This is a genomic window from Streptomyces sp. NPDC043996 (genome assembly GCF_056435225.1).
In genome coordinates this window covers 191,412-218,391 of the sequence record NZ_JBWKEY010000008.1, presented here as the reverse complement: position 1 = coordinate 218,391, position 26,980 = coordinate 191,412, and the positions used below count along the sequence as shown (strand labels likewise).

The following is a 26,980-nucleotide window of genomic DNA, read 5'->3' as shown; positions in this document are numbered from 1 at the left end:
GTAGTGATCCCTATCTCCTTCGCACAACGGCGGCTGTGGTTCATCGACCGGCTCGAAGGGCCCTCCGCGGTCTACAACGTGCCCTTCGTGGTGGGCCTCCACGGCGATCTCGACGCCGCCGCGCTGCGCTCCGCCCTGCGGGACGTCGTCGTCCGCCACGAGTCCCTGCGCACCGTGTTCGTCGAGGACGAGGACGGCGTGCCCACGCAGAAGATCGTGCCGGTGGACCGCCTTGTGCTGCCCGTGCCGGTGACGGTGGTCTCGCCCGAGGACCTGGACGAGGCGGTGGCCGAGGAGGCGGCCCACCGGTTCGACCTGTCCACCGACATCCCCCTGCGCGCGTCGCTGCTGCGCTCGGGAGCGGACCGGCACACGCTGGTCCTGGTGATCCACCACGTCGCCGTCGACGGGGAGTCGACGGCGCCGCTGGCCCGCGACCTGTCCGCCGCCTACCGGGCCCGCGTCACCGGGCGGGAGCCCACGTGGCCGGACCTGCCGGTGCGGTACCGCGACTACACCGTGTGGCAGCGGGAGGTCCTGGGCGACGAGCACGACCCGGACAGCGTGCTCGCCACCCAGCTCCGGTACTGGAAGGACGAACTGTCCGGCGCCCCGGAGCAGCTGCGGCTGCCCACCGACCGGCCGCGGCCGCCGAGCCCGAGCCGCCGCGGTGACCTCGTGACCGTCGCGATCGACCCCGGCCTGGTGGCCGCCGTCGACGACCTGGCGGCGGCCAGGGGCGTGACCACGGCCATGGTGACGCAGACGGCCCTCGCGGTCCTGCTGCACCACCTGGGCGCGGGCGAGGACGTGACCATCGGCGCCACGGTCGCGGGCCGCACCGACGAGGCCATGGCCGACCTGGTCGGGTTCTTCGTCAACAGCTGGGTGCTGCGCGTCGACCTCGGCGGCAACCCCTCGCTCGGGACGGTCCTCGACCGCGTACGGGACAAGGCGCTGAGCGCCTACGACCACCAGGACGCCCCCTTCGAACGGCTCGTGGAGGCGCTCAACCCCGAGCGCTCCACCGCCCACCACCCGCTGTTCCAGGTGATGTTCAGCTGGCAGGACACGCCCCGGGTGGACCTGGACCTGCCAGGCCTGCGGGCGTCGATGCGGACCGTGGCGACGCCGACCGCGAAGTTCGACCTGGAGTTCAACTTCGCCGAGGACGGGCCGGGCCTGGTGTGCAACCTGGAGTACGCCACCGACCTGTTCGAGCGGGACACCGTCGTGCGCGTCGGGGAACGCCTGGTGCGCGTGCTGCGCCACCTCACCGCGGACACCGACGCCCCGATCAGCGCGGTGGACGTGCTCGCCCCGGCCGAGCGCGAGCTCCTGACGCGGTGGAACGACACCGCGGCCCCGACCCCGCCATCGACCGTCCCCGAGCTGTTCGAGCGCCAGGCCGAGGCGACGCCCGACGCGGTGGCGGTCGTCCACGACGGGCGCGAGCTGACCTACCGGGACCTGGACGAGCGGGCGACCCGGCTCGCCCGCGCCCTGGTCCGCGAGGGCGCGGCCCCGGAGAGGCTGGTCGCGCTCGCGCTGCCGCGGTCGGCGGACCTGGTGGTCGCGCTGCTCGCGATCCTGAAGTCGGGGGCCGCCTATCTGCCCGTCGACCCCCGCTATCCGAGCACCCGCCTGGAGCACGTGCTGTCCGAGGCCCGCCCGGTGTTCGTGCTCACCGACACGGCCACGGCCGACGCGCTGCCGACGGGCGACCTGCCCGTGGCGCACCTGGAAGCACTGGCCGCGCGGGACGCGGACCCGGACGCCACGGTCGCGCCGCCGCACCCGGACGGCCTGGCCTACGTCCTGTACACCTCCGGCTCCACCGGCACGCCCAAGGGCGCCGCGATCACCCACCGCGGCGTGGTCAACGGCGTGACCGGCCTCGCGGCCACGCTCGGACTGCGGCCGGGCACGCGCGTTGTCGCCGGCACCTCCATCGGGTTCGACGTGTCCGTCTTCGAGACCGTCACCACGCTGGTCACCGGCGGCACCGTCGAGGTCGTGCGGGACGTCCTCGAACTGGGGGAGCGGGGCGGGTGGTCCGGCGGCGTGATCAGCACCGTGCCCTCGGTCTTCGCCGAACTCGTCGACCAGATCGCCCCGCACACCCAGGTCGACAGCGTGGTCTTCGCCGGGGAGGCGCTGCCCACGTCCCTGGTGCGCCAGGTGCGGCAGGCGTTCCCCGGGGTCCGCGTGGTCAACGCGTACGGCCAGAGCGAGAGCTTCTACGCGACCACGCACGTCATCCAGGACCCGCCGCCGGCGGACGCGTCGGGCAGCGCGCCCATCGGCACCCCGCTGGGCAACATGCGCGCCTACGTCCTCGGCCCGGGACTCACGCCCGTGGCTCCGGGAGTCGTCGGGGAGCTGTACGTCGCGGGCGAGGTGGGCCGCGGCTACCACGGCCGGGCCGCGCTGACCGCCGAACGCTTCGTGGCCGACCCCTTCGGACCCCCCGGGCAGCGCATGTACCGCACCGGCGACCTCGCCCGCCAGGACGCCGATGGCCGCCTTGAGTTCGTCGGACGCGACGACAGCCAGATGAAGGTACGCGGCTTCCGCATCGAACCCGCCGAGGTCGAGGCGGCCCTGGCCGCCCACCCCGGCGTGACCCACGCGGTGGTGACCACGCACGACCTGCCCACAGGGCGCCACCTGGTGGGCTACGTGGTCCCGACCGGACGCACCGCGCGCGACACCGGCGCGGGCGGCCGCCACCTGAACGTCGACCTGTCCGCCGGACTCTCGATCGCCGAGCTGCGCGCCTTCGTCGCGAAGCGCCTGCCGGAGTTCATGGTGCCCGCCGCCTTCACGGTCCTCGACGCGATCCCGCTCACCCCGACCGGCAAACTGGACCGCGCGGCGCTGCCCGCCCCCGAGTTCACCGGCGGCGCGTACCGCGCCCCGCGCACCCCCGCCGAGGAGATCCTCGTCGCGGTGTACGCCGGGGTCCTCGGCGTGGACCGGGTCGGCGTCGACGACGACTTCTTCACCCGGGGCGGGGACAGCATCCGCTCGCTCCAGGTCGTCGCCCGCGCGCGGGCGCACGGCATCGAGCTGACCTCCCGGGAGATCTTCCAGTGCCGCACGGCGGCGCGCCTCGCGGAGCTCGCGGGCTCCCGCTCGGGCACCGAGGACCACCTGGCGGAGCTGGACGGCGGCGGCGTGGGCTTCCTGCCGCTGCCGCCCGTGGCCCGGTTCCTGCGGGAGCTCGGCGGCGGATACGACCGCTTCTCCATGTCGATGGTGCTCGACCTGCCCGAGGGCATCGACGAGGCCGGGCTCGCGGCGACCCTGGCCGCCGTGCTCGACCGGCACGACGTGCTCCGCTCCCGCCTCGACGCCGAAGGGCTGCGGATCGGCCCGCCCGGCTCGGTCGACGCCCGCGCGCTGCTGCGCCGCGTGGCGTGGGACGGGCCGTGGGAGGAGCTGGCCCGCGCCGAACTCGACGCGGCCACCGGCCGCCTTGACCCCGCCGCCGGAGTCATGGCGCAGTGCGTGTGGTGCGACCCGGGCCGCCTCCTGGTGGTCCTGCACCACCTCGTGGTGGACGGCGTCTCCTGGCGGATCCTGCTCCCGGACCTCGCGGCGGCGTGGGAGCAGGTCCGCGAGGGCCGGACGCCGAAGCTGCCGGAGGTGGGGACCTCGCTGCGCCGGTGGACGCACGCGCTGGTGGAGGAGGCGCCCCGGCGGATCACCGAGATGCCCCTGTGGCGCTCCGTGGTGGAGGGCCCGGACCCGGTGCTCGGACGCCGCCGCCCGGACCCGGCCGTGGACGTCATGTCCACCGTCGAGCACCTGTGGGCGCGGGTGCCCGCCGCCGTCACCGAGGCGGTCCTCACCGATGTGCCCGGGGCCTTCCACGGCGGCGTCAACGACGGCCTGCTCGCCGCCCTGGCGCTCGCGGTCCAGCGGTGGCGCCGGGCGCGCGGCGTGGAGACGAGTTCGCTGCTGGTGCGCCTGGAGGGCCACGGCCGCGAGGAGGACGTGGTGCCGGGCGCGGACCTGTCGCGCACCGTGGGCTGGTTCACCAGCATGTTCCCCGTACGCCTGGACGTCGGCGCGGCAGCCGGTGACGACGGCGTCGCGGCGGACGACGCCTTCGCCTCAGGTCCCGCGATGGGCCGCGCCGTCAAGGCGGTCAAGGAGCAGCTGCTGCGCATCCCGGACAAGGGAATCGGCTACGGGCTCCTGCGCCATCTGAACGAGGACACCGCGGCCGAGCTCACCCGGCTTCCCTTCGGCCAGATCGCGTTCAACTACATCGGCCGCTACTCCGACGCGGACATGCCGGAGAACCTGCGCGGCCTCGGCTGGAACCGGACCCTGGGCACCGCCGAACTCCTCGCCGACCTCGACCCCGACATGCCCGCCCTGTCCGCGCTCGACGTCAACGCGATGGTCACCGACACCGAGGAGGGGCCGCGGCTCGCGGCCAGGTTCAGCTTCCCGCGCGGGGTCCTCACCGCGGCGGAGGTGCGCGAGCTCGCCGACCTGTGGTGCGCCGCGCTCGCGGCCCTCGCGCGGCACGCCGCCGAGCCGGGCGCCGGGGGCCTGACCCCCTCGGACGTGCCGCTGGTGTCGGTGCGCCAGGCCCAGATCGAGGAGTGGGAGCGCCGCTACCCGGCGGTCGCCGACATCTGGCCGCTGACGCCGTTGCAGTCCGGGCTCCTGTTCCACGCGATGCTGGCGGGATCGGGCTTCGACCCCTACCACGTCCAGCTCGTCCTGCACCTGTCGGGCCGGGTCGACCCCGACCGGATGCGGGCGGCGGGACAGAGCCTGCTCGACCGCTGCGCGAACCTGCGCGCCGCCTTCGTGCCGAACGGCGACGGCGATCACGTCCAGGTCATCTCGGAGCGGATCGAACTGCCCTGGCGGCACCTCGACCTCAGCGGCCCGGAAGACGGCGCCGACCAGGACGCGGAGCTCGAGCGGTTCCTGGAGGAGGACCGCGGCGCCCACTTCAACCTGGCCTCGCCGCCGCTGCTCCGCCTTTCCCTGGTGACCACGGGCGCGGACACCGCCGAGCTGGTCTTCACCGCCCACCACGTCCTGTTCGACGGCTGGTCGGTGCCGCTGCTGCTGCGGGACCTGCTGAAGCTGTACGGCACGGGCGGCGCCGCCGCGGCGCCGCCCCGCGCGCACGGCTACCGGACGTTCCTGGAGTGGCGCGCGCGGCAGGACCACGAGGCGGCGGCGCGCGCCTGGGCGGCGGAGCTCGACGAGGTGGGCGGTCCCACGCTGCTGGCCCCGGGCGCCTCCGCGGTCGGCGCCGCCGACGTCGGCCAGGTCGCCGTCCCGCTGCCCGCCGACCTGGCCCGCGCCCTGTCACGGCGCGCGGCCGAGCTCGGCATCACCCTCAACACGCTGGTCCAGGGCACCTGGGCGATCCTCCTCGGCCGTCTGACCGGCCGCTCGGACGTGGTCTTCGGCGCCACCGTCTCGGGCCGCCCGCCCGCCATCCCCGACGTGGACTCCATGGTGGGCGTGTTCATCAACACGCTGCCCGTACGGGTGCGCTGCTCGGCCACCGACACGCTCGCCGAGCTGATGATCCGTCAGCAGGACCGCCAGGCGGCGCTCCTCGACCACCACCACCGCGGCCTGGCCGACATCCAGCGGGCCGCGGGCCAAAACCCGCTGTTCGACACCTTCGTGGTCTTCGAGTCCTACCCCATCGACCACGTCGGCCTCAGCGAGGCCTACGCCGGCACCGGAGTGACCGTCACGGGCCTGACGCCCTACGGCGGTTCCCACTACCCGCTCGCGGTCGTGGCGGACGCCGACCCGCAACTGCGGCTCGTGCTCCAGTACCAGCAGCACGTCTTCGACCACGAGGTGGTCACCGGCATCGCCGACCGCTTCCACCGCATCCTGCGGCAGTTCGCCGCCGACCCGCAGGCGCCGGTCCACCGCGTCACCCTCCTCGACCCCGCCGAGCGCGAGCGCGTGCTCACCCGGTGGAACGACACGGCGCGCCCGGTGCCCGCCACCACCCTCACCGACCTGGTCGAGGAGCAGTGCTCCCGGTCACCGGCGGCGATCGCGGTGCGGTACGAGGACGAGGCCCTCACCTACGCCGAACTCGCCGCACGCGCCGACCGGCTCGCCCGCCGCCTCGCGGCCCGCGGCGCGGGCCCGGAGACCGTGGTGGCCGTCATGCTGCCGCGCTCGGTGGAGATGGTCGTCGCCCTCGTGGCGGCCCTGAAGACCGGCGCCGCCTATCTGCCGGTCGACCCGGACCACCCCGCCGACCGCGTCGCCCACGTCCACGAGGACGCCCGCCCGCTCCTCACCCTCACCACGCCGGACGCGCCGCTGCCCCCGGGCGCCACCCGCGTCACCGTCGACGAGCCGGACAAGGACGCCGCACCCACGGACACCGGACGCGCCCCGCGCCCGGCCCCCGCGAACCTGGCGTACGTCCTGCACACCTCGGGTTCGACCGGCAGGCCCAAGGGCGTGGCGGTCGCACACGCCGCCATCGTCAACCGGCTGCTGTGGATGCGGGACCACTACGCGGTGACCTCGCGCGACGTCGTCCTGCACAAGACGCCGCTGACGTTCGACGTCTCCGTCTGGGAGCTGTTCCTGCCCCTGATCTCGGGCGCCACCCTGGTGGTGGCCAGGCCGGACGGGCACCGGGACGCGGCGTACCTGGCCGCGCTCATCCAGCGGGCCGAGGTCACGCTCACCCACTTCGTGCCGTCGATGCTCCAGGACTTCCTCCGGCACCCCGGGGCGGCCGGGTGCACCAGCCTGCGTGAGGTCATCTGCAGCGGCGAGGCACTGCCGCCCGCCCTGCGCGACCAGTACCACACGGTCCTCGGCGCCCGGCTGCACAACCTCTACGGCCCCACCGAGGCCGCCGTCGACGTCACCGCCGCGCCCTGCCCGCCAGGGCCCGGCCCCGTCACCCTGGGCCGGCCCGTGTGGAACACCCGGCTCTACGTCCTGGACGAGCGCCTTTCCCCCGTTCCCCCCGGCATGGCGGGAGAGCTCTACCTCGCGGGCGACCAGCTCGCCCGCGGCTACGTCCACCGCCCGGGAACGACGGCCGACCGGTTCGTCGCCGACCCCTTCGGCGCGCCGGGCGCGCGCATGTACCGCACCGGGGACCTGGTCCGGTGGGACGGCCAAGGACAGGTCGAGTACCTCGGCAGGACCGACCACCAGATCAAGATCCGCGGCTGGCGCGTCGAACCAGGGGAGATCGAGGGCGTGCTGAGCGACCACCCCGGCGTCGAGCGCGCCACCGTACTCGCCCGCGAAGGCGGCGACGGGCCCCTGCTCGTGGCGTACGTCGTGCCGGACCGGAGCACGGCGTCGGCCGTGGCCAACCTGTGCCGCCTGCGCCGCGAGGGACGGCTCGACGGGCAGGAGCTCCACGAACTGCCCAACGGCATGACCGTGCGCGCCCGCAACCGGTCGAGCACCGCGTTCCTGTACGACGAGATCTTCACGCGCCAGGCCTACCTCCAGGACGGGATGACCCTGCCCCCCGGCGCCCGCGTGGTCGACGTCGGCGGCCACGTCGGCCTGTTCTCCCTGTTCGTCAGCCAGCGCTGGCCCGGCACCCGCATCCACGCGTTCGAACCCATTCCCGAGCTCGCCCGGATGTTCGAGATCAACGCCGAACTGCACGACATGGACGCCGTGGTGACCAACTGCGGCATCGGCAGCGCGCCCAGCACCGCCGAGTTCACCTACTACCCGGACCTTTCCCTGCTCTCCGGGCGCTTCGCCGACGAGGGCGAGGAACGCCGCATGCTGGAGCTGGTCGTCGGCGACGACGGCGAGCGGGCCGGTCTCGACGAGGCGGAGCTCGCCGAACTGCTCACGGAGCGGCTGCGCAGCGAGCGGCTCGACATCGAGATGCGCACGCTCTCCCAGGTGATCCGGGAGCATGACCTGCCGGTGATCGACCTGCTGAAGATCGACGCCGAGAAGAGCGAACTGGACGTCCTGCGCGGCATCGAGCCCGAGCACTGGCCGCTCATCCGCCAGCTGGCCGCCGAGGTCCACGACATCGACGGACGCCTCGCCCACGTCTTCGGCCTGCTGCGCGGGCACGGCTTCGACGTCACCGTGCGGGAGGAGGACGAGCTCGCGGGCACGGGGATGTACTCCGTCTTCGCCGTCCGCCCCGACGCCGCACCCCCGCCGTCCGCCCCCGCGGCGCCCCAGCGCTGGTTCAGCCCCCGGCGGCTCGGCGACGACCTGCGCGCCCACGCGGCGGCCCATCTGCCCGCCCACCTGGTGCCCACGGCCGTCGTGGCGCTCGACGCCTGGCCGCTGACCACCAGCGGAAAGCTGGACCGGGCCGCGCTGCCCGCCCCCGACATCGGCGCGGGCGCGGGCCGCGGCCGCGCCCCGCGCACCCGCCGCGAGGAACTCCTGTGCCTGCTCTTCGCCGAGGTCCTCGGCCTGGAGAAGGTCAGCGTCGACGACGACTTCGCCGCGCTCGGCGGCCACTCGCTGCTCGCCACCCGCCTCGTCAGCCGGATCCGCGTTGCCCTGGGTGTGGACGTCCCCATCCGCGTCGTCTTCGACGCGCCGACCGTCGCCCAGCTCGTCGAGCACCTGCCCACCGGGCCCTCGGAACGCCCCGTCCTGCGCCGCGCCGAGCCGCGGCCCGAGCGCGTGCCGCTCTCCCCGGCACAGCACCGGGTCTGGTTCGCCCACCGCTTCGACGGGGCGTCGGCGACGTACAACGTGCCGATCGTGCTGCGCCTGGACGGCGCCCTGAACGCCCCGGCCCTGCGGCTGGCGCTGCGGGACGTGGTGGCGCGGCACGAGAGCCTGCGCACGCTGGTCGCGCAGGACGAGGGCGCCGTGCCCTACCAGCGGATCGTGCCCGTCGACCGGGTGCGCCTGGACGTCCCCGTCGTCGAGGTCGCACCCGCCGCCCTCGACGACGCCGTCACCGAGGCCGCCGTCCACCTCTTCGACCTGACGGCCGAACCCCCCGTGTGGGGCCGCCTCTTCCGGTGCGGCCCCGAGGAGCACACGCTGCTGCTCCTGATCCACCACATCGCGGGCGACGGCGAGTCGATCGCCCCGCTGCTGCGCGACCTGAGCACGGCCTACGCCGCCCGGCTGCGCGGCGCGGCACCGGAGTGGCGGGAACTCCCCGTGAGTTACGTCGACTACACGCTGTGGCAGCGGGAGTTGCTGGGCGACGAGGAGGACCCCGCGAGCGTCCTCGCCGCCCAGGCCGACTACTGGCGGGCCGCGCTCGACGGCGTCCCCCAGCCGCTGCGCCTGCCGACCGACCGCCCCCGGCCCGCCGTCATGAGCCACCGCGGCGACGTCGTGGCCTTCCCGCTGGAGCCCGGCCTGATGGCCGCCGCCGAGGAACTGGCCGCCGCCCACGGCGCGACGACGTCCATGGTCCTGCAGGCGGCCCTCGCGGCGCTGCTGCGCGACCTGGGGTGCGGCGACGACCTCACCATCGGGTCCCCGATCGCCGGTCGCACCGAGGAGGCGCTCACCGGCCTGGTCGGATTCTTCGTCAACACCTGGGTGCTGCGCGTGCGAACCCCCGGCAACCCCACGTTCGCCGAGGTCCTCGACGAGGTGCGGCACCGCGCCCTGGCCGCCTACGACCACCAGGACGTCCCCTTCGAGAGGCTGGTGGAGCTCCTCAACCCCGAGCGGTCCACCGCCTACCACCCGCTGTTCCAGGTCATGTTCTCCTGGCAGCACGTCACCGACGGCGACTTCGAGCTCAGCGGCCTGCGCACGGCCATCGACACCGTCGACACCGCCACGGCCAAGCTCGAACTGTCCTTCATCATGGTCGACGTCCCCGGACGCGGCGTGACGGGCTACGTCGAGTACGCGACCGACCTGTTCGACCGCGCCACCGTCGAGGACCTGGCCCACCGGTTCGTCACGACGCTGCGCGGCGCCGCCGCCGACCCCCACGCCCCGCTCGGCGCGGTCGCGGCCCCCGCCCCCGTGGCCGCGAAGCGCGCCACGCCCACCGTCGCCTACCAGGCGCCGCGCACGGCGAGGGAAGCGGCCCTCGCCGCCGTCGTCGCCGACATCCTCGGCGTCGAGCGGATCGGCGTCCACGACGACTACTTCCTGGCCGGGGGCGACAGCATCCGGTCCATCCAGGTGGTCTCGCGGGCCAAGGCCCGGGACGTGGAGATCACCCCGCGGGAGATGTTCGAACTGCGGACGGTGGCCAAACTGGCGGCGCGGGCCGACGAACGGGCCACTCTCGCGCACGCCCCGGGCGAGCCCGGCGACACCGGCATCGGCACGCTGCCGCTGCCCCCCGTCGCGGCGTACCTCCTTGAGCACGGGACGATCGACCGCTTCGCCATGGCCACCGTGCTCGACCTGCCCGCGGACATCGACGCGGCCGGGCTCACCGCCACGCTGACCGCGCTCTTCGACCACCACGACATGCTGCGCTGCCGCCTCGTGGACGGCGCCCTGCGCGTCGAGCCGCCGGGCACGGTGGACGTCGCCACCCTCATCACCCGCGTCGAGCGCCGGGACGGCGACGGCACGGCCGCACTGCAACGCGATCTCGACACCGCCGTCGGCCTGCTCGACCCGGCGGGCGGGGTGATGGCGCGCTTCGTCTGGGCCGACCCGGGGCTGCTCGTCGTCGCCCTGCACCACCTGGTCGTGGACGCGGTGTCCTGGCGCGTCCTGCTGCCCGACCTCGCCGCCGCCTGGGACCGCGTCCGGGTCGGCGGCACGCCGCGGCTCGCGGCGGTCGGCACCTCGTTCCGGCACTGGACGCGCACCCTCGTCCACCAGGCGGCGACCGCGGAGCGGACGGCGGAGCTGCCGCTGTGGCGGTCCGTCCTCGACGGCCCCGACCCGCTGCTCGGCGCCCGGGCCCTCGACCCGTCCCTCGACGTCCAGGCCACGGCGGACAGCCTGGACGTACAGCTGCCGCCCGAGCAGACGACGGCGCTCCTGACGACGGTGCCCGCCGCCTTCCGCTGCGGGGTGGGCGAGGGGCTCATCGCCGCGCTCGCCCTCGCCGTCGGCCGGTGGCGGCGGGCGCGCGGCGTGAGCGCGCCCTCGACGCTGCTGCGCGTGGAAGGCCACGGCCGGGAGGAGACGCTCGCCCCGGGCGCCGATCTGTCCCGCACCGTGGGCTGGTTCACCAGCCTCTTCCCGCTCCGCGTCGACCTGCCCGCACCGGCGCTGCGCCCGGCCGCCGACGGCGCCGAGCAGGCCCTGGCGGACGAGGCGGTGGGAGACGTGCTCAAGGCTGTCCGCACCCAGCTGCTCCGGATGCCCCACAAGGGCCTGGGATACGGGCTGCTGCGCCACCTGAACGAGGAGACCGCCGCCGAACTCGCGCGCTACCCCTCCGGCCAGGTGACCTTCAACTACCTCGGCCGGTTCACGGCCACGGACATGCCCGCGCACCTGCGCTCGCTCGGCTGGACCGAAGCCTCGTGCGCCGCCGACCTGACCGTGCGGTGCGACCCGGACATGGCCCTGATGTCCACGGTGGACGTGAACGCGTTCGTCACCGAGACCGCGGCCGGACCCCGCCTCACCGCCCGGTTCGGCTTCGCCGGGCAGGTCCTGAGCAAGGAGGAGGTGGGCGAGCTCGCCGAGCTGTGGCGCACCGCCCTCGCCCAACTGGCGCGCCACGCCCTGCGGCCCGACGCGGGCGGACTTGTCCCGGCCGACGTGCCCCTGGTCACGGTGCGGCAGGCGCAGATCGACACCTGGCGGCGGCGCTACCCGACGCTCGGCGACATCTGGCCGCTCACGGCCCTGCAGTCCGGCCTGCTCGTCCAGTCCCTGCTCTCCGGCACCGGCTACGACCCGTACCACGTGCAACTGGTGCACGAACTCGCCGGAGCGGTGGACCCCGTCCGGCTGCGCCGGGCGGGGCAGGCCATGCTCAACCGGCACCCCAACCTGCGCGTCGCCTTCGTCGGCGACACCGCGGGCGAGTGGGTCCAACTCGTCCTGGACGACGTCACGCTGCCCTGGCGCGAGGTGGACCTGCGCGACCTCGCCGCGCCGGAGCGGGACCAGGCGCTGCGGGACCTCCTGGCCGACGACGCGGCCGACCACTTCGACCCGGCGGCGCCGCCGCTGATCCGGCTCACCCTGGCCCTGACGGGCGCCGAGTCGGCCGTCCTGGTGCTCACCGCCCACCACGTCCTGCTCGACGGGTGGTCGGTGCCGCTGCTCATGCGGGACCTGCTGCGGTGGTACGCGGCCGACGGCGCCGCCCCGGCGCTGCCGCCGCCCGCCGCCTACCGGGACTTCCTCACCTGGCTGCACGGACAGGACCGGGACGCCTCCGCCCGCGCCTGGGCGAAGGAGCTCGACGGCGTGGCGGAACCCACCCTGCTCGCCCCCTCCCGGCAGCCCCGGCCGACGGTCGCGGAGCACACCGCCCGGCGCCTGGAGGTCCCGCTGCCCAAGGACGTCGCCGGTGAACTGCCGCGCAGGGCCGCCGAGATGGGCGTCACCCTCAGCACCCTGGTGCACGGCGCGTGGGGGATCGTCCTCGCGGGCCTGACCGGACGGCAGGACGTGCTGTTCGGCACCACGGTCTCGGGGCGTCCCCCGGCCGTGGCGGACGTGGAGTCGATGGTCGGGATGTTCATCAACACCGTCCCCGTCCGGCTCACCTGCACGCCCTGGACCACCCTCCAGGACGTCCTCACCGGCCTCCAGCGGCGGCAGGCCGCCCTGCTCGACCACCATCACCACGCGCTGACCGACATCCGGCGGAGGACGGGACTGCCCGAACTCTTCGACACCGTCGCCGTCTTCGAGGCCTTCCCCGCCGCCCCCGCGCCGGGCGAGGGGGCCACCGGCGGGCTCACCCTGACCGGAGTCACCTCACCCAACGGCACCCACTACCCCCTCGGCGTGGCGGCCACGGCCGAGCCCGGACTGCGGGTCGCCGTCGAGTACCACCGGGCCGTGTTCGCCCCCGACACCGCCGAGAAGATCGTCAACCGGCTCGCCTCGGTCCTGCGCACCCTCGCCAAGGCCCCGGACACCCCGATCGGGGCCATCGGCACCGAGGACGCGCCCGCGCGCCACCGGACGCCCGAGCCGGCCCCCAGCACCCTCACGGAGCTCTTCGCCGCCCAGGTCACCGCGAGCCCCGACGCGACGGCCCTGGCCCACGGACCGCACGCGCTGACCTACAAGGACCTCGACGCCCGCTCCGACCGGCTCGCCGGGGCCCTGCTGCGGCACGGCGTGGGCCCGGAGTCGGTGGTGGCGGTCTCCGCGCGGCGCTCACCCGAACTGATCGTGGCGCTGCTGGCCGTGGCCAAGGCGGGCGGCGCGTATCTGCCCGTCGACGCCGCCTACCCGGACCAGCGCATCGCCTACATGCTGGCCGACTCCGGGGCGTGCCTGACCCTCGCGGACGCCACCACCGCCGAGGCCCTTTCGCGGATGCCCGTACCGGTGCTGCGCCTGGACGACCCGCTGCCCGAGGGCGAGCCGGTGACCGTCACCGGCACCACAGAACCCGACGGCCTCGCGTACGTCCTGTACACCTCGGGGTCCACGGGGCGGCCCAAGAGCGTCGCGGTCGCGCACCGGGGCATCGCCGCCCTGGTCGAGGCGCACGCCGAACGCCTCGCGGTGACGTCCGGCAGCCGCATGCTCCAGCTGCTGTCGCCGAGCTTCGACGTCTCGCTGTGCGAGATCTACACGACGCTCCTGTCAGGGGCGACGCTGGTCCTTGCCGACGAGGCCGAGCTGACCGCGGGACCGGTCCTCGCCGCCACCCTCGCCAAGAACGGCGTGACGCACCTGATGTGCCCGATCGGGACGCTCGCCCAGCTGTCGCCACAGGCCCTGCCCACGGTCACCTCGCTGGCGACCGGCGGCGAGCTGATCGCGCCCGACCTGGTGAGCAGGTGGGCACCGGGACGGCGCATGGTCAACATCTACGGCCTCACGGAGACCACCGCGGCCACCGTCATGTCCGCCCCGCTCACCGGGGACGAGGGCATCCCGCCCATCGGCCGCCCCATCCCCGGCACCCAGGTGTACGTCCTCGACGCCGCGCTGCGGCCGCTGCCCGCGGGCGTCCCGGGGGAGCTGTACATCGCGGGGGCCGGAGTGGCGCGCGGATACCTCGGCCGCCGGGCGCTCACCGCACAGCGCTTCGTGGCCTGCCCGTTCGGGCCCGCGGGGACACGGATGTACCGCACCGGCGACGTCGTCGCGTGGACCGCCGAAGGCGAACTGGCCTACCGCGGCCGCGAGGACGACCAGATCAAGCTGCGCGGCCTGCGCATCGAACTCGGCGAGGTCGAGGCGGTCCTTCTCGAACATCCGGCGGTGGACCGGGCTGTGGTCGTCGTCGACGAGCGCGACGGCGACGCGCGCCTGGCCGGATACGTCACGCTCACCGGGCCCACCGGCAGGGCGGCGGAGCCCGAGCTGCGCGCCCAGCTGCGGGCCCATCTGAGGGAGCGGCTGCCGGAGCACGCCGTACCGGCCGTCGTCATGATCGTCGACGAGATCCCGGTGAACGCGAGCGCGAAGCCGGACAAGAGCGCGCTCCCGGCCCCGGACTACGCGGAGTCCTCGACCGGCCTGCCCCCGCGCACGCTCCGGGAGCGCCTGCTGTGCGACCTGTTCGCCGAGACCCTCGGCCTGGAGAGGGTCGGCGTCGACGACGGCTTCTTCGCCCTGGGCGGGCACTCCCTGTCGGCGGCGCGCCTGGTCAACAGGATCCGCGTCGTGACCGGCGCCGACGTCCCGCTCGCCGCCGTGTTCCAGCACCCGACCGCCGCCGCCCTCGCCGGGACGCTGGCGACGGACGACACCACGGCCGAACCCACGGACCCGCTGGCCCCCGTCCTGCCCATCAGGACCCAGGGGGACCGCGAACCCCTGTGGTGGATCCACCCCGGCGGCGGGATCTGCTGGCCCTATCTGGGCCTCGCCGCGCTGCTGCCGGAGGACCGGCCCGCGTACGGGATCCAGGCCAAGGGACTCGACGGGTCGGCGCCGCTGCCGCGGTCCATCGAGGAGATGGTGGCGGACTACGCCGACGAGATCCTGGCCGTACAGGCGCACGGTCCCTTCCACGTGATGGGCCACTCGGTCGGCGGGACGCTCGCCCACGCGGTGGCCGCGGAACTGCAGCGCCGCGGCCACGAGGTGGGGCTGCTCGCCCTCCTGGACAGCGCGCCCGGCGCGTACCTGGCCGCGCAGGCACCGCCCACCGAGGCCGCCGTGCGGGACTACTTCGCCGCGCACCTCACCGGCGTGGCCGACGCGTCGGCCGTGGACACCGCGGTCGCCGCCATCGTCAACTACACCGGTCTGATGGGGGACTTCGCCCCGCCCGCCTACCGGGGCGACGCCGTGCTCTTCAACGCCGTGCCGGGGTCCCAGGGCGGCTTCGCCGCGCAATGGCGCCCGTACGTCCACGGCACCCTGCACCAGTACGACATCCCCAGCGCACACGAGGACCTGTATCTGCCCGGCCCCGCCACCGAGATCTGCCAGGTCATCAGCCGTCATCTCGCCGGAGAGCACCGGTGAGGACCGGTGAGCACCAGTGAGCGCCGGTGAGATGAGGGCGCGTGCCGGTGGACGAAGACGAAGGGAGTCCCCCGTGGACACGAAAGGACCGGACACCTACGACGTCGTGGGTGTCGGCTTCGGGCCCGCCAACCTCTCGCTCGCCATCGCGCTCGAGGAGCACCCGGACCCGGTGTCGTCCGTGTTCTTCGAACAGCGGGCCTCGCTGAGCTGGCACCGCGGCATGCTGCTTCCGTCGGCGAAGATGCAGGTCTCGTTCCTCAAGGACCTGGCCACCTTCCGCAACCCCACCTCTCCGTACAGCTTCGTCGCCTATCTGCACGCGTCGGGACGGCTCGCGCGGTTCGTCAACAACCAGGACTTCTTCCCGACCCGCAGGGAGTTCCACGACTACCTGGAGTGGGCGGAGGCAAGGCTCCGCCCGCGCGTCCGCTACGGCTCACGGGTCACCGCCCTGCACGCCCCGGCCGGTGCCCGCGCGCCAATGGACCACGTCCTGCTCACGGCGTGCGACACCGGCCCCGGCGGCGCCACCCACCGGGTGAAGGCGCGCAACGTCGTCATCGCCACCGGGCTCGTACCGCGCATGCCGGCCGGGGTGGAGGCCGACGTGTCGGTGTGGCACAGCTCGGAGTTCCTCGACCGGCTGCGGGGACACCGCCGTCCGCTGCGGCGCGTGGCCGTCGCCGGGGCGGGGCAGAGCGCCGCCGAGATCGTCGGCTTCCTCCACGACACCCTGCCGGACGCGGAGATCTACGCGGTCGTCCCGGCCTACGGCTACTCGATCGCGGACAACACGCCCTTCGCCAACCAGGTCTTCGACCCGGACGCGATCGACGACTACTTCCACGGGACCCGGCGCGCCCGGGACGCCTTCTGGCAGTACCACAAGAACACCAACTACTCGGTGGTCGACGGCGAGGTCATCAAGGACCTCTACCGGCGCGCCTACGACGACGAACTCGCGGGCACCGAGCGGCTGCGCTTCCTCAACCTGACGCGCGTGGCGGGCGTGAAGTCCGTCCAGAACGACGTCCGGGTCACCCTGCACTCGACGGCCCGCGAGGAGTCGTACGACATGGACCTCGACGTCCTTGTCTGCGCCACCGGCTACGAGCCCATGGACCCCGGGGCGATCCTGGGCGACCTCGCCCCCTGGTGCCTGCGCGACACCGAGGGACGGCTCCAGGTCGACCGGGACTTCCGGCTCCTCACCGCGCCCGGCCTGCACTGCGGCGTCTATCTGCAGGGCGGCACCGAGCACACCCACGGCCTTTCCTCGTCGCTGCTGTCGAACCTGGCCACGCGCAGCGCCGAGATCACTTCGTCGATCGCGACCAGGCTGGCCGGCGCCAGCGGAGAAGGGGAGTTCGCCCATGAGCGCTAACCTCGCCGAACGGTGGGGCATCCACCCCGGCCAGTTCTGGTTGTACGGCCGCCCCCTGGAACAGCCGGTGCGGTACGACGAGGCCATGGACGCCTGGAACGTCTACGGCCACGCCGAGGTGCTCGACGCCCTCGGCATTCCCGAGGCCTTCTCGTCGGCGGAGACGGCACGGCTCATGCCCGACAACGCCGGTGACTCCTACACCGAGGGCGATCTGCTCCAGATGGACCCGCCCGACCACCGCTGGCTGCGCGACGTGGTGCGGCACGCCTTCACACCGAAGGTCGTGGCCGATCTGGAACCCCAGATCACCCGGCTCGCCGAGGAACTGCTCGACGCCGTCCGGGACGAGGACGAGTTCGACCTGATGACGTCGCTCGCCTACCCCCTGCCGGTGACCGTGGTGACCGAACTCCTCGGTATCCCGGCCGCGGACCGCCATCTGTTCGAGGCCTGGATGATCGGGGTGGTCGGCGAGATGGGCGGCACGTCGCTCGCCGACAGCGCCGAGGAGCAGGAGCGTGCCTTCGGGGCCGCGATGGAGCACCTGCGCGCGATGCTCGGCTATCTGCGGGAGCACGTCGCGCGCTGCCGCCGCGCCCCCCGGGACGACCTCGTGGGCGGGCTGCTCGCGGCCGAGCTGAACGGGCAGCGGCTCAGCGACGAGCACATCGTCGGCTTCGCCAAGATGCTGCTCATCGCCGGGTATCTGTCGACCACGATGCTGATCGGCAACACGGTGCTCTGCCTGGACCACTTCCCCGACCAGCTGGCGCGCGTCCGGGCGGACCGGGCGCTCGTGCCGGGCCTGGTCGAGGAGTCCCTGCGCTACTTGAGTCCCGTCGCGGCGACCTACCGGGCCACCGCCGTCGACGTGGAGCTCGCCGGGCAGCGCCTGCCCGCGGGGAAGATGGTGCTGCTGTGGTTCGGCGCGGCCAACCGCGACGAGCGGGTCTTCGCCGACCCGATGGCGTTCGACCCGGGCCGCACGCCCAACCCGCAGCTCGGCTTCGGCCGGGGCATCCACTTCTGCCTGGGTGCCTCGCTGGCGCGGATGGAGGGCCGGGTCGTGCTGAACATGCTCCTCGACCGCTACCGGGAGCTGCGTACGGATCCGGACAAGCCCCCCACCTTCATGCGGGCGCCCGACAGCACGGGGGTCTCGTCGCTGCCGGTCCGGGTCCGCGCGAGCTGAGCGTCGTGCGGCACGAGTGAGCCACGGGTGCGGTACGGGTGCGGTACGAGTGAACCGTGCGCGCGGCACGTGGAAGGGCCCGGCGTCATCCCGCGAACCGGATGGTTGGGGGGATGGCACCGGGCCGCGGGGCGGGCGCCGTCATTCCACGGCGACCGCCGCTTCGTCGAGCACTTTGGCGATCCACTCCTGGAGCGGCATGCCGACGCTGTCCGCAGCATGCGCCCACAGGTCCTTGCGGCTGGCGTCCAGGCTCATGACGAACTTTATTGATGTGTCTTTTGGAGTGCCGTCCGCGGATTCCTGGGTCTGGCGCAGTTCCTTACGCAGCCGCCGGGTCGACCATTTCTCCTTCTCCGCCTGCCGAAGCCACCGGTCCTGGTCCGCTTTCGAAAGGGCGGCCACTTCGGCGTGGTGCTGGAGGCTGAGGGCGTCGCGCCTTCGGGACGGCGGGAATCTGCGGGCCACCCAGGCGTAATTCCGCAGGGTTTTGTAGTCGAGCGTGGTTTCGTCGAGAACGACGCGGTATCGCTCGGGGAACCTGTTCTCCCCGTACACCAGCCAGTCACCGAGCCACCAACCGGAAGAGTTGGCGATCATGGTCAGATTGCATCCGATGTGCCGCCAGGACTCGAAGGTGAGGCCCGCGGGGATGCGCAGTTCGGCCCGGCGCGTCTGGATGCCGACGTCGGCTCCGAGGCCGGCCGTGACGAACATTCTGTCCCTGTTCCCCGCCGTCGCGGCCCGCATCGTGCGCGCGCCGTGCGTGCCGCCGGGCCGGTTCTTGGCCCTTGGGTCGGTCAGTGCCAGGTCCATGTTCCTCTCCGCTGTGCAGGTGATGAGAGTTCCAGGCCGCCGCTCCGAATGGTTACGGGAGCATCGAGGGGAAGGCCTCGACTGAAAGCGGAACCCGGGTTGAATGGGAAATGTTCCCTCCGATATGCGGTGTGTGCACAGGAATACGTGCGGCCGAATTGTAGCCGGGTACAGTATGCACGAGAGAAACGCATATGCGCCATTGCAAACTTCATGCCTTGGTCGTGAAATTCTCATGGGAAAGGCGTGAATTCCTCCCGCTGTGCGGACGGTGATCATCCGGTCCCGGGCGGCGAGCGCTAAGCAACCTGACTTGACAAGCCCCAGCAGTCAACCTAAGTTGCTTACATGGCGAGCGTGAGTGAGAGAGCCGTGTCACAGGACCCCGCCGAGCAGCTGGCGGCGGTGGTGGCGCTACGGCGACTGGCCGATCAGATGGAGGACTCCGCGGTGGAGAAGGCCATGCGGTCCGGCTGGAGCTGGCTGGAAGTCGCCGAGGCACTCGGCGTGACACGACAAGCGGTCCACAAGAAGCACGCCCGGCGCCTGATCGACGTCGGCGTCGCGTTGAAGAGGAGGATGAAGTGAAGCGGCAGCCCTTCGGCGACTACGCCGGAGCCATCATGGAAGCCGGTGCGCGCGAAGCCCAGGAGGCGGGCTCGGCGACCATCGAAGCGGAGCACCTGCTCCTGTCGATCGCCGCTGAGCGCGACAGCCCGGCGGGGCGGATGCTTGACTCGGTCGGGCTCGACGAGCGGACGATCCGCGAGGCGCTGCGGCGGGAGTTCCGGGAGAGCCTGAAGGTGGCGGGCGTGTCGATCGCCGAGGGCGACCTGCCCGCGCCGCACGTGTCCGCCACGCCCCCCTCGAAGATGGGCCAGTCCGCCAAGCTGGCCCTGGAGCGCGGCATGGTGGCCGCCCAGAGCAAGAAGGACCTCCAGCCGGGGCACCTGCTGCTCGGCCTCCTGCGCCTGGAGTTCGGCACGGTTCCCCGCGCCTTGGACGTCGCCGGGGTCGACCGTGGCGCCCTGCGGGACCGCCTGGAGCAGTCCCTGCGCGAGGACCAGATCTAGGCGTAGCGCGCCGAGACGTGCCCGCCCGGCCAGCGGGAAGCCCCGCCGAGGCCGGGCGTTGTTTCCCCAGCATCTGGACCCACCACTTCAATTGACCATGTGTCAGGTCAGCTGCCGGACCCCCGTGCGGGACCCCCGTGCCGGACCCCCGTGCCGGACGGCGCGACCGTGCCCGCGGCGACCTGCCCCGCCGCCCGGCGCTCCACGCTCACCGCTCACCGCGACCGGTGCCGTGGAGCGCCGGGCCCCACCCCGGCCGACCGGCGGTTCGCGCTGCTCGCGGACGCCCCGCGCCCTCTCGCCTCGCCCCCTCGCCGCGCCAGCCCCCGCCCAGCGGCTCACGCGCGGCCGAGGCCTCGGCCCTCGACCACCTTCCTCAAGGGACGGCCCCGATGAACGAGTTACACCACGACACGAGAGGCAAGCCGATGAAACCGAGCGACGAAGTCGTCCTGAAGGTGGACGGGCTGCGCATGCGCTACGGCACCAACGACGTCCTCAAAGACGTGAACTTCCAGGCGCGCAAGGGCGAGGTCCTCGTCATGCTGGGCCCCAACGGGGCCGGTAAGACCACCACGATCGAGATCCTGGAAGGCTTCCGGAGGCGTTCGGCCGGGCACGTCGACGTCCTCGGGGTCGACCCGGAGCACGGCGGCGAGGCCTGGTGGGCCCGCGTCGGCATCGTCCTGCAGTCCTGGCGGGACCACGCGAAGTGGCGGGTGCGCGAACTGCTCGCCCACATGGGCACCTACTACGCCGGATACTCCACCCCGGACAACCCGCGCCCCTGGGACGTCGCGGAGCTGATCGACCACGTCGGCCTGGCCGAACACGCCGACAAACAGGTCAGGATGCTGTCCGGCGGGCAGCGCCGACGCCTGGACGTGGCGATCGGCCTGGTCGGCCGCCCCGAGGTCCTCTTCCTGGACGAGCCCACCGCGGGCTTCGACCCGGAGGCGCGGCGCGCGTTCCACGACCTCATCCTGGGGGTCGTCGCGACGCAGGAGACCACGATCATGCTGACCACGCACGATCTGGCCGAGGCGGAGAAGCTCGCCGACCGCATCATCATCCTCAACGGGGGCCGGATCGTCGCCGACGGCACCGCCGGCCAGCTCGCCCAGAAGTTCGTCGGCGAGGACGAGGTGCGCTGGTCCGTCGAGGGCCAGCAGTACGTGCGCTCGGTGAGCGACTCCACGCGGTTCGTCCGCGAGTTGTTCGAGCGGCACGGCGAGGCCGTCGCCGACCTCGAAGTCCACCGGTCCTCGCTCGAGGACACCTATCTGTTCCTGGTGCGCGAGGCCGAGTCCGGCCGATCCGAGACCCGCGCCGACGAGGTGAAGGTGCCGACTCCATGAATCCCGCCATGACACCCATGCGCTCCGGCCTCTCCCGCGGCCTCGTCGAGCTGCGCCAGGCGTTCGAGCCCGCCGAGCTGATCAACCAGTTGCTGTGGCCCGTGGCGACCCTCACGGCCGTCTTCTTCCTGCGCGACAGGGAGTTCCAGGACTCCGGATTCGAGCTGGGCACCCTCGTGATGCCCGGGGTCCTGGGCATGTTCATCGCGCTGGGGATGCTCCTCATGATCCAGTACCTCACCGTGGAGCGCGAGGACGGCACGCTGCTGCGCGCCAAGGCGCTGCCGCACGGCATCCGCGCCTACTTCCTGGGCAAGCTCGTGACCACGTCCGGGTCGATCGTGGTGTACCTCGCGATCCTGCTGATCCCCGGGGCGTTCATCGTCGACGGGCTGCGGCTCGACGCGGTGACGTCCTGGCTCATGCTGGCCTGGGTCCTCGCCCTGGGGCTCGTGGCCACCCAGTCCATCGGGGCCGTCCTCGGAGCCCTGGTGTCCAATCCACGGGCGGCGGGCGCCATGTCGGTCCCCGTCATGGGCCTGATCGGCATCTCCGGGATCTTCTATCCCATCACCTCGCTGCCGGACTGGCTCCAGTGGATCGCCCAGGTCTTCCCGGTGTACTGGCTGGGCCTTGGCATGCGGTCCGCGCTGCTGCCCGACGACATGGTCGTGGTCGAGATCGGCGACTCCTGGCGGCACTGGGAGACCCTCGGCGTCCTCAGCGCGTGGGCGGCCCTGGGGCTGATCCTCGCTCCGCTCGTCCTGCGCCAGATGGCGCGACGCCAGTCGGGCGCCCGCGTCGCGGAGTACCGCGAGAAGGCCCTGCAGCGCACCGGATAGGACCGGGCGGGCAGGCGAGAGCGAGCACGGTCGGGGCGGCCGGAACACCGGCCGCCCCGACCGCCGTGCGTACGACCGTCGTATGCCCCGTCGTGCGTACAGCCGTCGTGCGTCCGGCATTCGTGGGGTGCGGCCGGCCGGGAGATCGTGGCGTGCGGCCGGGGAAAGGTGAGTCGTGAACGAAATGCCGTGGTCGCTGATACGGCGTTACCGGGCAGCAATGAGCCACGTGCCGCACCAGATTCCCCGGGGGGCACCGCGCTTCCCCGAAGACATCGGGCGTGGCATGATGGACAGTCACCTGGAGCCCTTTCACGGTACATCGAGGTACGGGTGGTGAGACCTCGACTACCGAGGGGCTCCATGCTCGTTCCCGGTCCGGTGCCGCGCTCGCGTGCACGGCGCCCACTGCTCACTCCGGGGATGAAGTCCTGCTCGTTCGGATCACTTTCGCTGATAACGCCCGGCGCGGAGATTCTGAGAAGAGGGGAGTTGCACACATAGTGATCAGCCTGCCTGCCGTTCGAACTGGCATCAGCCGCGGTGGAACCGCCGCAAGGATCCGGTGCACGCCAAGGACTCGGATTTCCGCTCCACAGCGATCGTTTCGTCTCGCGGCCGGTCTGGGTTCGACCGGTCTGAGTTCGGCCGGTCCGAGTTCGGCCGGTCTGAGTTCCACGGCTTTGAGGCGCCGTTCCGATCATACGGGGAAAATCTGATGACGACACCGAGTCGAGTCGTGATCCTCTCGGTCGAAAGGTCCGCCCACGCCTTTCTTCGAGGCCGCGCCTCTTCCTCTCGTCGCACCGCGTCCCGCCGACCACGCCGACCAGCGTGGTCCGGTTGATGGACGCGCCGGAAAGCGGCGGAGCGTTCCACAGCGAGCCTTCGAAGGTCCACCAGACACCCACGGCCCGCCCCGCTTCGACGGGGTCTCCCGAACGGGGTGGCCGTTCCCGGTATGTCCTGATGAGGCAAGAGGTGAACCATGCAGGTGCTGAGAGTACTTGTCGCCGATGAGCAACACATGGTCCGTGGGGCACTGGTGAATTTACTGGAGACGGAACGTGACCTTCAAGTGGTGGCCAGCATCGGTCGCGTCGAACTCGTCATTCCGGCCGCCCTGGAATGCAAGCCCGATGTGGCGATCATCGACCTCGACATCGCCCGGGTCGAAGGCCTCACCCTGGCGGAGACGATGTACGAGGCCCTGCCGACCTGCCGGACGGTGATCCTCTCCGGCCTGGTGCGACCGGGCGTGCTGCTGCGGGCGCGCACGGCACACGTGGCTGGTCTGCTGCTCAAGACGGCCCCCTCCGAACGGCTCGCGGAGGCCGTGCGCGAGGTGGCCAACGGCCACCGCCTCGTCGATCCCCAACTGGCCACGCTCGTCTGGGACGCCGGTGAGAATCCGTTGTCGGAGCGGGAGGCCGAGGTTCTGCGGCACGTCGCGCAGGGGGCCGAACCCATAGAGATCGCCACCGCCCTACAACTGTCGGTCGGTACGATTCGCAATTACCTGACGGCGGTGGTGGCGAAACTGAATGCGCGCAACAGGGTCGACGCCGTCCGCATCGCCACCGAGACCGGCTGGTTACCCTGATCGCCGCGCCCACCGCACCCGTCCACGAAATGATCCTGGCAATGGCGGGCATTCGTCTGTACGGTATCCACGCTCATGCCCCGGCGAACGACGCCAGGTGCCCCCGGGATACCGGCAGGCAATGACCGAGGTCTCCGCCTCCGAATCCGGGGCCATTCGACGGAGCGGCCCGCGATGTCCCGGCAGCAGGACATCACCCGGCCCCACCTCACCTAAAGCCCGAACGGCCCGGCGGCGGGAGACCGCCTCGGCAGTGAGAGCGGAAGGAGCGCCACATGTTCGTTCCCCGCGTCTACCGCGAACCCGAAGAGTCCTGGAACGTGGATCTTGTACGCGGGAACCCACTGGCCCAATTGGTGAGCAATGGAGCGGCAGGAGGCACCCCTTGGGTGACCCATGTGCCGATCATCATCGACCCGTACGCGGGGGAGCCCCTGACGACACTGTCCGGCGTCACGCTGTGGGGGCACATGAACAGGAAGAACCCCCATTGGCGTGCCCTTGGCCCCGTTACTCCCGTGGCCGTGACGTTCAGCGGACCGCACGCCTATGTCTCGCCCACGGTGTACGAGACCCGGCCGGCGGCGCCCACCTGGAACTTCACCGCTGTCCATATCACGGGAGTGCTGCGTAAAGTCGATTGCGCCGACGAGACGCTGGCGACGGTCCAGGAGACCGTTCGGGCCTACGAGCGGGAATTCGGGGCCGACTGGTCCATGACGGAATCCCTCGCGTACTTCCGCCGGATTCTGCCCGGCGTCGGCGCCTTCCGGATCGCCATCTCCCTCGCGGACGGCATGTTCAAGCTCAGCCAGGAGCAACCCCCGCACATTCGGGAGCGCGTCCGGGCCTCGTTCGCGTGCGAAGGGTCCACCGCCCATCGGGAGGTGGCGGCGCTGATGGGCCGGCTCGGCACGCGGGACCGCGAAACCGTCGCGGCACGTCCGGCCGCGGCGCCACCACCGTCCACGGGAACGCCTTAGCGAGGAATCATGTCTGCAGTGTCCTTCCCGCTGGTCTGCCTGCCCTTCGCCGGAAGCGGCGCGGGCTTCTACCGCGCCTGGGGCAAGAGGCAGGACCAGGGCGTCACGGTGCTGCCCGTGCAACTGCCGGGCCGCGAGGAGCTGTTCTGCGAGGAGCCGTTCACCGACGTCGTCGAGGCGGCCGCCCAGCTCGCCCTCCAGGTCGCCGAACTCGTCGCGGACGTCCCGCGGTTCGGCCTCTTCGGACACAGCCTCGGCGCCGTACTCTCGTACGAGATCGCCCGCGAACTCGTCCGGCTCGGCCAGACCGGCCTCGCGCACCTCTGCGTCAGCGGCTCGCCCGGGCCGTGGGCCGGGCGTGACGACCGGGCTACGGGCCTGGACGACGAGCAGTTCCTCGCCCGCGTCCAGGACTTCGCCGGGTACCGGCACGCGGCGTTCGACGACCCCGACCTGCGGGACCTGCTGCTGCCCTCGCTCCGCGCCGACGTGGCCATGCACGAGAACTACAAGCCCACCTCGAGGGAACCGCTCGACGTGCCGGTGACCTCGCTGCGCGGCGCGCACGACACCCTGGTCACCAGGGAGCACGCGCGGCAGTGGCGCGAGGTCACCAGGGGCGTTTTCCGCTATCGCGAAATGCCCGGCGGGCACATGTACTTGACGGACGAGCCCGACGCGGTACTGCGCGCCCTCGGCCGGGGCTGAGGCGGGGCGCGGTCGTGGGCGGGCGGCCCGACGAGCGCGCCGACGACGTCACCGCGGGCCCGCACACCTTCGGTCCGCCCCCGGCGGGCCAGGAATTCACGTTCGGCCCTGCGGGAAAAGGGACGTCCTCAGGTCGCCGCACCCGCGACTTCTGGAAGAGCGCTGCCACAGCGAGAGTCGAAGCGATTCCTTGACACTGAGAAGCGCCTCTTGAACGATGGTCTCGCCTGCATTTTCAGAAACTCCCCGGAAGGACGTGTTCGAAAATGCACGTTGACGAATGGGGCGTCCACCCGAAACACTTATGGCTGCGGGGCCAACGTCCGGATAAGATCGTCGACTACGACGAGAACCTGAAAATGTGGAACGTCTACGGCTATCCGGAGGCCGTCGAAATCCTCACCCAGCCCTCGGTGTTCTCGAACAACTGCGGGCGCCTCGACGTGGAGGAACTGCCCGCGGACATCTGCGCGGGCGACTTCTCCCAGATGGACCCGCCCGAGCACCGCACGGTGCGCGGCCTGGTCGAGTTCGCCTTCACGCCGAAGCTCGTGGCCGACCTGGAGGCCCGCGTCGAGGCCCTCGTCCACGAGACCCTTGACGGCCTGGCGGGCAAGGACGGCTTCGACCTGGTCGCCGACCTGGCGACGCCGCTCCCGCTGACCGTGATCTGCGAACTCCTCGGGGTGCCGCGCGAGGACCGCGCCCGCATCCACCACTGGTCCCAGCAGATGGTCGACGACTCCGGGGACTTCGAGCCGCCCGAGGCCGTCCAGGAGAAGCCGCACGAACTCCAGCGCGCCTTCGACCTGCTCCGCGACATGCGCACGTACTGGACCGGCCTCGCCGACATACGGCGGCACGAGCCCGGCGACGACCTCCTCAGCCACCTCGTGCACGCGGAGGTCGAGGGCGAGAAGCTGAGCGAGATCGAAGTGTTCAACATCGCCAACCGCCTGGTGATCAACGGCCACCACAGCACGTCCATGCTCCTCAGCAACACCATGCTGATCCTGGACGCCTTCCCCGACCAGGCGGCACGGGTCCGCGCGGACCGCTCACTGGTGCCCTCCATGATCGAGGAGTCGCTGCGGTACGTCTCGCCCATCTCCGGCGTCGGCAAGGCCACCAACACCGACGTCGTCGTGGCCGAAACGCGCATCCCCAAGGACCAGATCGTCATGGTGTGGACGGGCGCCGCCAACCGCGACGAGCGCGTCTTCACCGACCCGCACGGCTTCGACCCGGCGCGCACCCCCAACCCGCACCTGGGCTTCGGCCGCGGCGTCCACTTCTGCGTCGGCAGACGACTGGGCCGCATGGTCGCCAAGACCGCGGTGAACGTGCTCTTCGACCGCTGCCCGACGCTGCGCACCGACCCGGACCGTCCCCCCTCGTTCATCCAGATCGCCGACGCCGGCGGCATGGACAGCCTGCCCGTCCTGGTCAACTGACCCGCCCAGCGA

General features: G+C 72.3%; 12 protein-coding genes. 11 read left to right on the top strand and 1 reads right to left on the bottom strand.

What is annotated here, in order from left to right; translation table 11 throughout:
* Positions 1-3 precede the first annotated feature (3 nt).
* The 3 genes from AC07A4_RS22395 to AC07A4_RS22385 all read left to right on the top strand — a co-directional run bounded on the left by AC07A4_RS22395 (position 4) and on the right by AC07A4_RS22385 (position 18,131).
* Positions 4-15,549, top strand: a complete 15,546-nt coding sequence (locus AC07A4_RS22395) for an amino acid adenylation domain-containing protein (protein ID WP_478601371.1) — start codon at positions 4-6, stop codon at positions 15,547-15,549.
* A gap of 73 nt (positions 15,550-15,622) precedes the next feature.
* The gene (locus tag AC07A4_RS22390) at positions 15,623-16,936 is read left to right on the top strand and encodes a lysine N(6)-hydroxylase/L-ornithine N(5)-oxygenase family protein (RefSeq protein WP_478601369.1); all 1,314 of its coding nucleotides are present in this window, start codon (positions 15,623-15,625) and stop codon (positions 16,934-16,936) included.
* Positions 16,926-18,131 (top strand): cytochrome P450, encoded by a 1,206-nt coding sequence (locus AC07A4_RS22385; RefSeq protein ID WP_478601368.1) that lies wholly within the window; start codon positions 16,926-16,928, stop codon positions 18,129-18,131. Before AC07A4_RS22390 ends, AC07A4_RS22385 begins: the two co-directional genes overlap by 11 nt.
* Before the next feature lie 141 nt (positions 18,132-18,272).
* Here AC07A4_RS22385 and AC07A4_RS22380 read toward each other — a convergent pair whose 3' ends face one another.
* Complete coding sequence (locus AC07A4_RS22380) at positions 18,273-18,947, bottom strand: LmbU family transcriptional regulator (protein WP_478601366.1); 675 nt, start codon at positions 18,945-18,947, stop codon at positions 18,273-18,275.
* Positions 18,948-19,295: 348 nt separating this feature from the next.
* Between AC07A4_RS22380 and AC07A4_RS22375 the strand changes: the two genes are divergently transcribed.
* The 8 genes from AC07A4_RS22375 (at position 19,296) to AC07A4_RS22340 (ending at position 26,968) form a co-directional block, all read left to right on the top strand.
* On the top strand, positions 19,296-19,535 hold the full coding sequence (locus tag AC07A4_RS22375) for a hypothetical protein (protein WP_478601364.1): 240 nt from the start codon (positions 19,296-19,298) through the stop codon (positions 19,533-19,535).
* On the top strand, positions 19,532-20,020 hold the full coding sequence (locus AC07A4_RS22370; protein WP_478601362.1) for a Clp protease N-terminal domain-containing protein: 489 nt from the start codon (positions 19,532-19,534) through the stop codon (positions 20,018-20,020). The genes AC07A4_RS22375 and AC07A4_RS22370 overlap by 4 nt, the downstream gene beginning before the upstream one ends.
* A gap of 392 nt (positions 20,021-20,412) precedes the next feature.
* Positions 20,413-21,378: an ABC transporter ATP-binding protein gene (locus AC07A4_RS22365; RefSeq protein ID WP_478601360.1), complete on the top strand. Its 966-nt coding sequence runs from the start codon at positions 20,413-20,415 to the stop codon at positions 21,376-21,378.
* Positions 21,375-22,220 (top strand): ABC transporter permease, encoded by an 846-nt coding sequence (locus AC07A4_RS22360; protein WP_478601358.1) that lies wholly within the window; start codon positions 21,375-21,377, stop codon positions 22,218-22,220. The genes AC07A4_RS22365 and AC07A4_RS22360 overlap by 4 nt, the downstream gene beginning before the upstream one ends.
* A gap of 988 nt (positions 22,221-23,208) precedes the next feature.
* Positions 23,209-23,823, top strand: coding sequence for a response regulator transcription factor (locus AC07A4_RS22355; protein WP_478601356.1), 615 nt, complete (start codon positions 23,209-23,211; stop codon positions 23,821-23,823).
* Between the two features lie 275 nt (positions 23,824-24,098).
* Positions 24,099-24,806, top strand: a complete 708-nt coding sequence (locus tag AC07A4_RS22350; RefSeq protein ID WP_478601354.1) for an FMN-binding negative transcriptional regulator — start codon at positions 24,099-24,101, stop codon at positions 24,804-24,806.
* A 9-nt stretch (positions 24,807-24,815) separates the two neighbouring features.
* A complete protein-coding gene (locus AC07A4_RS22345; RefSeq protein WP_478601352.1) occupies positions 24,816-25,514 on the top strand; it encodes a thioesterase II family protein in 699 nt (232 codons plus the stop codon).
* Positions 25,515-25,780: 266 nt separating this feature from the next.
* Positions 25,781-26,968 (top strand): cytochrome P450, encoded by a 1,188-nt coding sequence (locus tag AC07A4_RS22340; RefSeq protein WP_478601350.1) that lies wholly within the window; start codon positions 25,781-25,783, stop codon positions 26,966-26,968.
* The last annotated feature ends 12 nt before the right edge of the window (positions 26,969-26,980 follow it).

Bases quoted from the DNA above. Each gene is read 5' to 3' on its own strand.
- AC07A4_RS22385 (WP_478601368.1), top strand. From the start codon at position 16,926: ATGAGCGCTAACCTCGCCGAACGGTGGGGCATCCACCCCGGCCAGTTC.
- AC07A4_RS22380 (WP_478601366.1), bottom strand. From the start codon at position 18,947: ATGGACCTGGCACTGACCGACCCAAGGGCCAAGAACCGGCCCGGCGGC.
- AC07A4_RS22365 (WP_478601360.1), top strand. From the start codon at position 20,413: ATGAACGAGTTACACCACGACACGAGAGGCAAGCCGATGAAACCGAGC.
- AC07A4_RS22360 (WP_478601358.1), top strand. From the start codon at position 21,375: ATGAATCCCGCCATGACACCCATGCGCTCCGGCCTCTCCCGCGGCCTC.
- AC07A4_RS22350 (WP_478601354.1), top strand. From the start codon at position 24,099: ATGTTCGTTCCCCGCGTCTACCGCGAACCCGAAGAGTCCTGGAACGTG.
- AC07A4_RS22375 (WP_478601364.1), top strand. From the start codon at position 19,296: ATGGCGAGCGTGAGTGAGAGAGCCGTGTCACAGGACCCCGCCGAGCAG.
- AC07A4_RS22340 (WP_478601350.1), top strand. From the start codon at position 25,781: ATGCACGTTGACGAATGGGGCGTCCACCCGAAACACTTATGGCTGCGG.
- AC07A4_RS22345 (WP_478601352.1), top strand. From the start codon at position 24,816: ATGTCTGCAGTGTCCTTCCCGCTGGTCTGCCTGCCCTTCGCCGGAAGC.
- AC07A4_RS22355 (WP_478601356.1), top strand. From the start codon at position 23,209: ATGCAGGTGCTGAGAGTACTTGTCGCCGATGAGCAACACATGGTCCGT.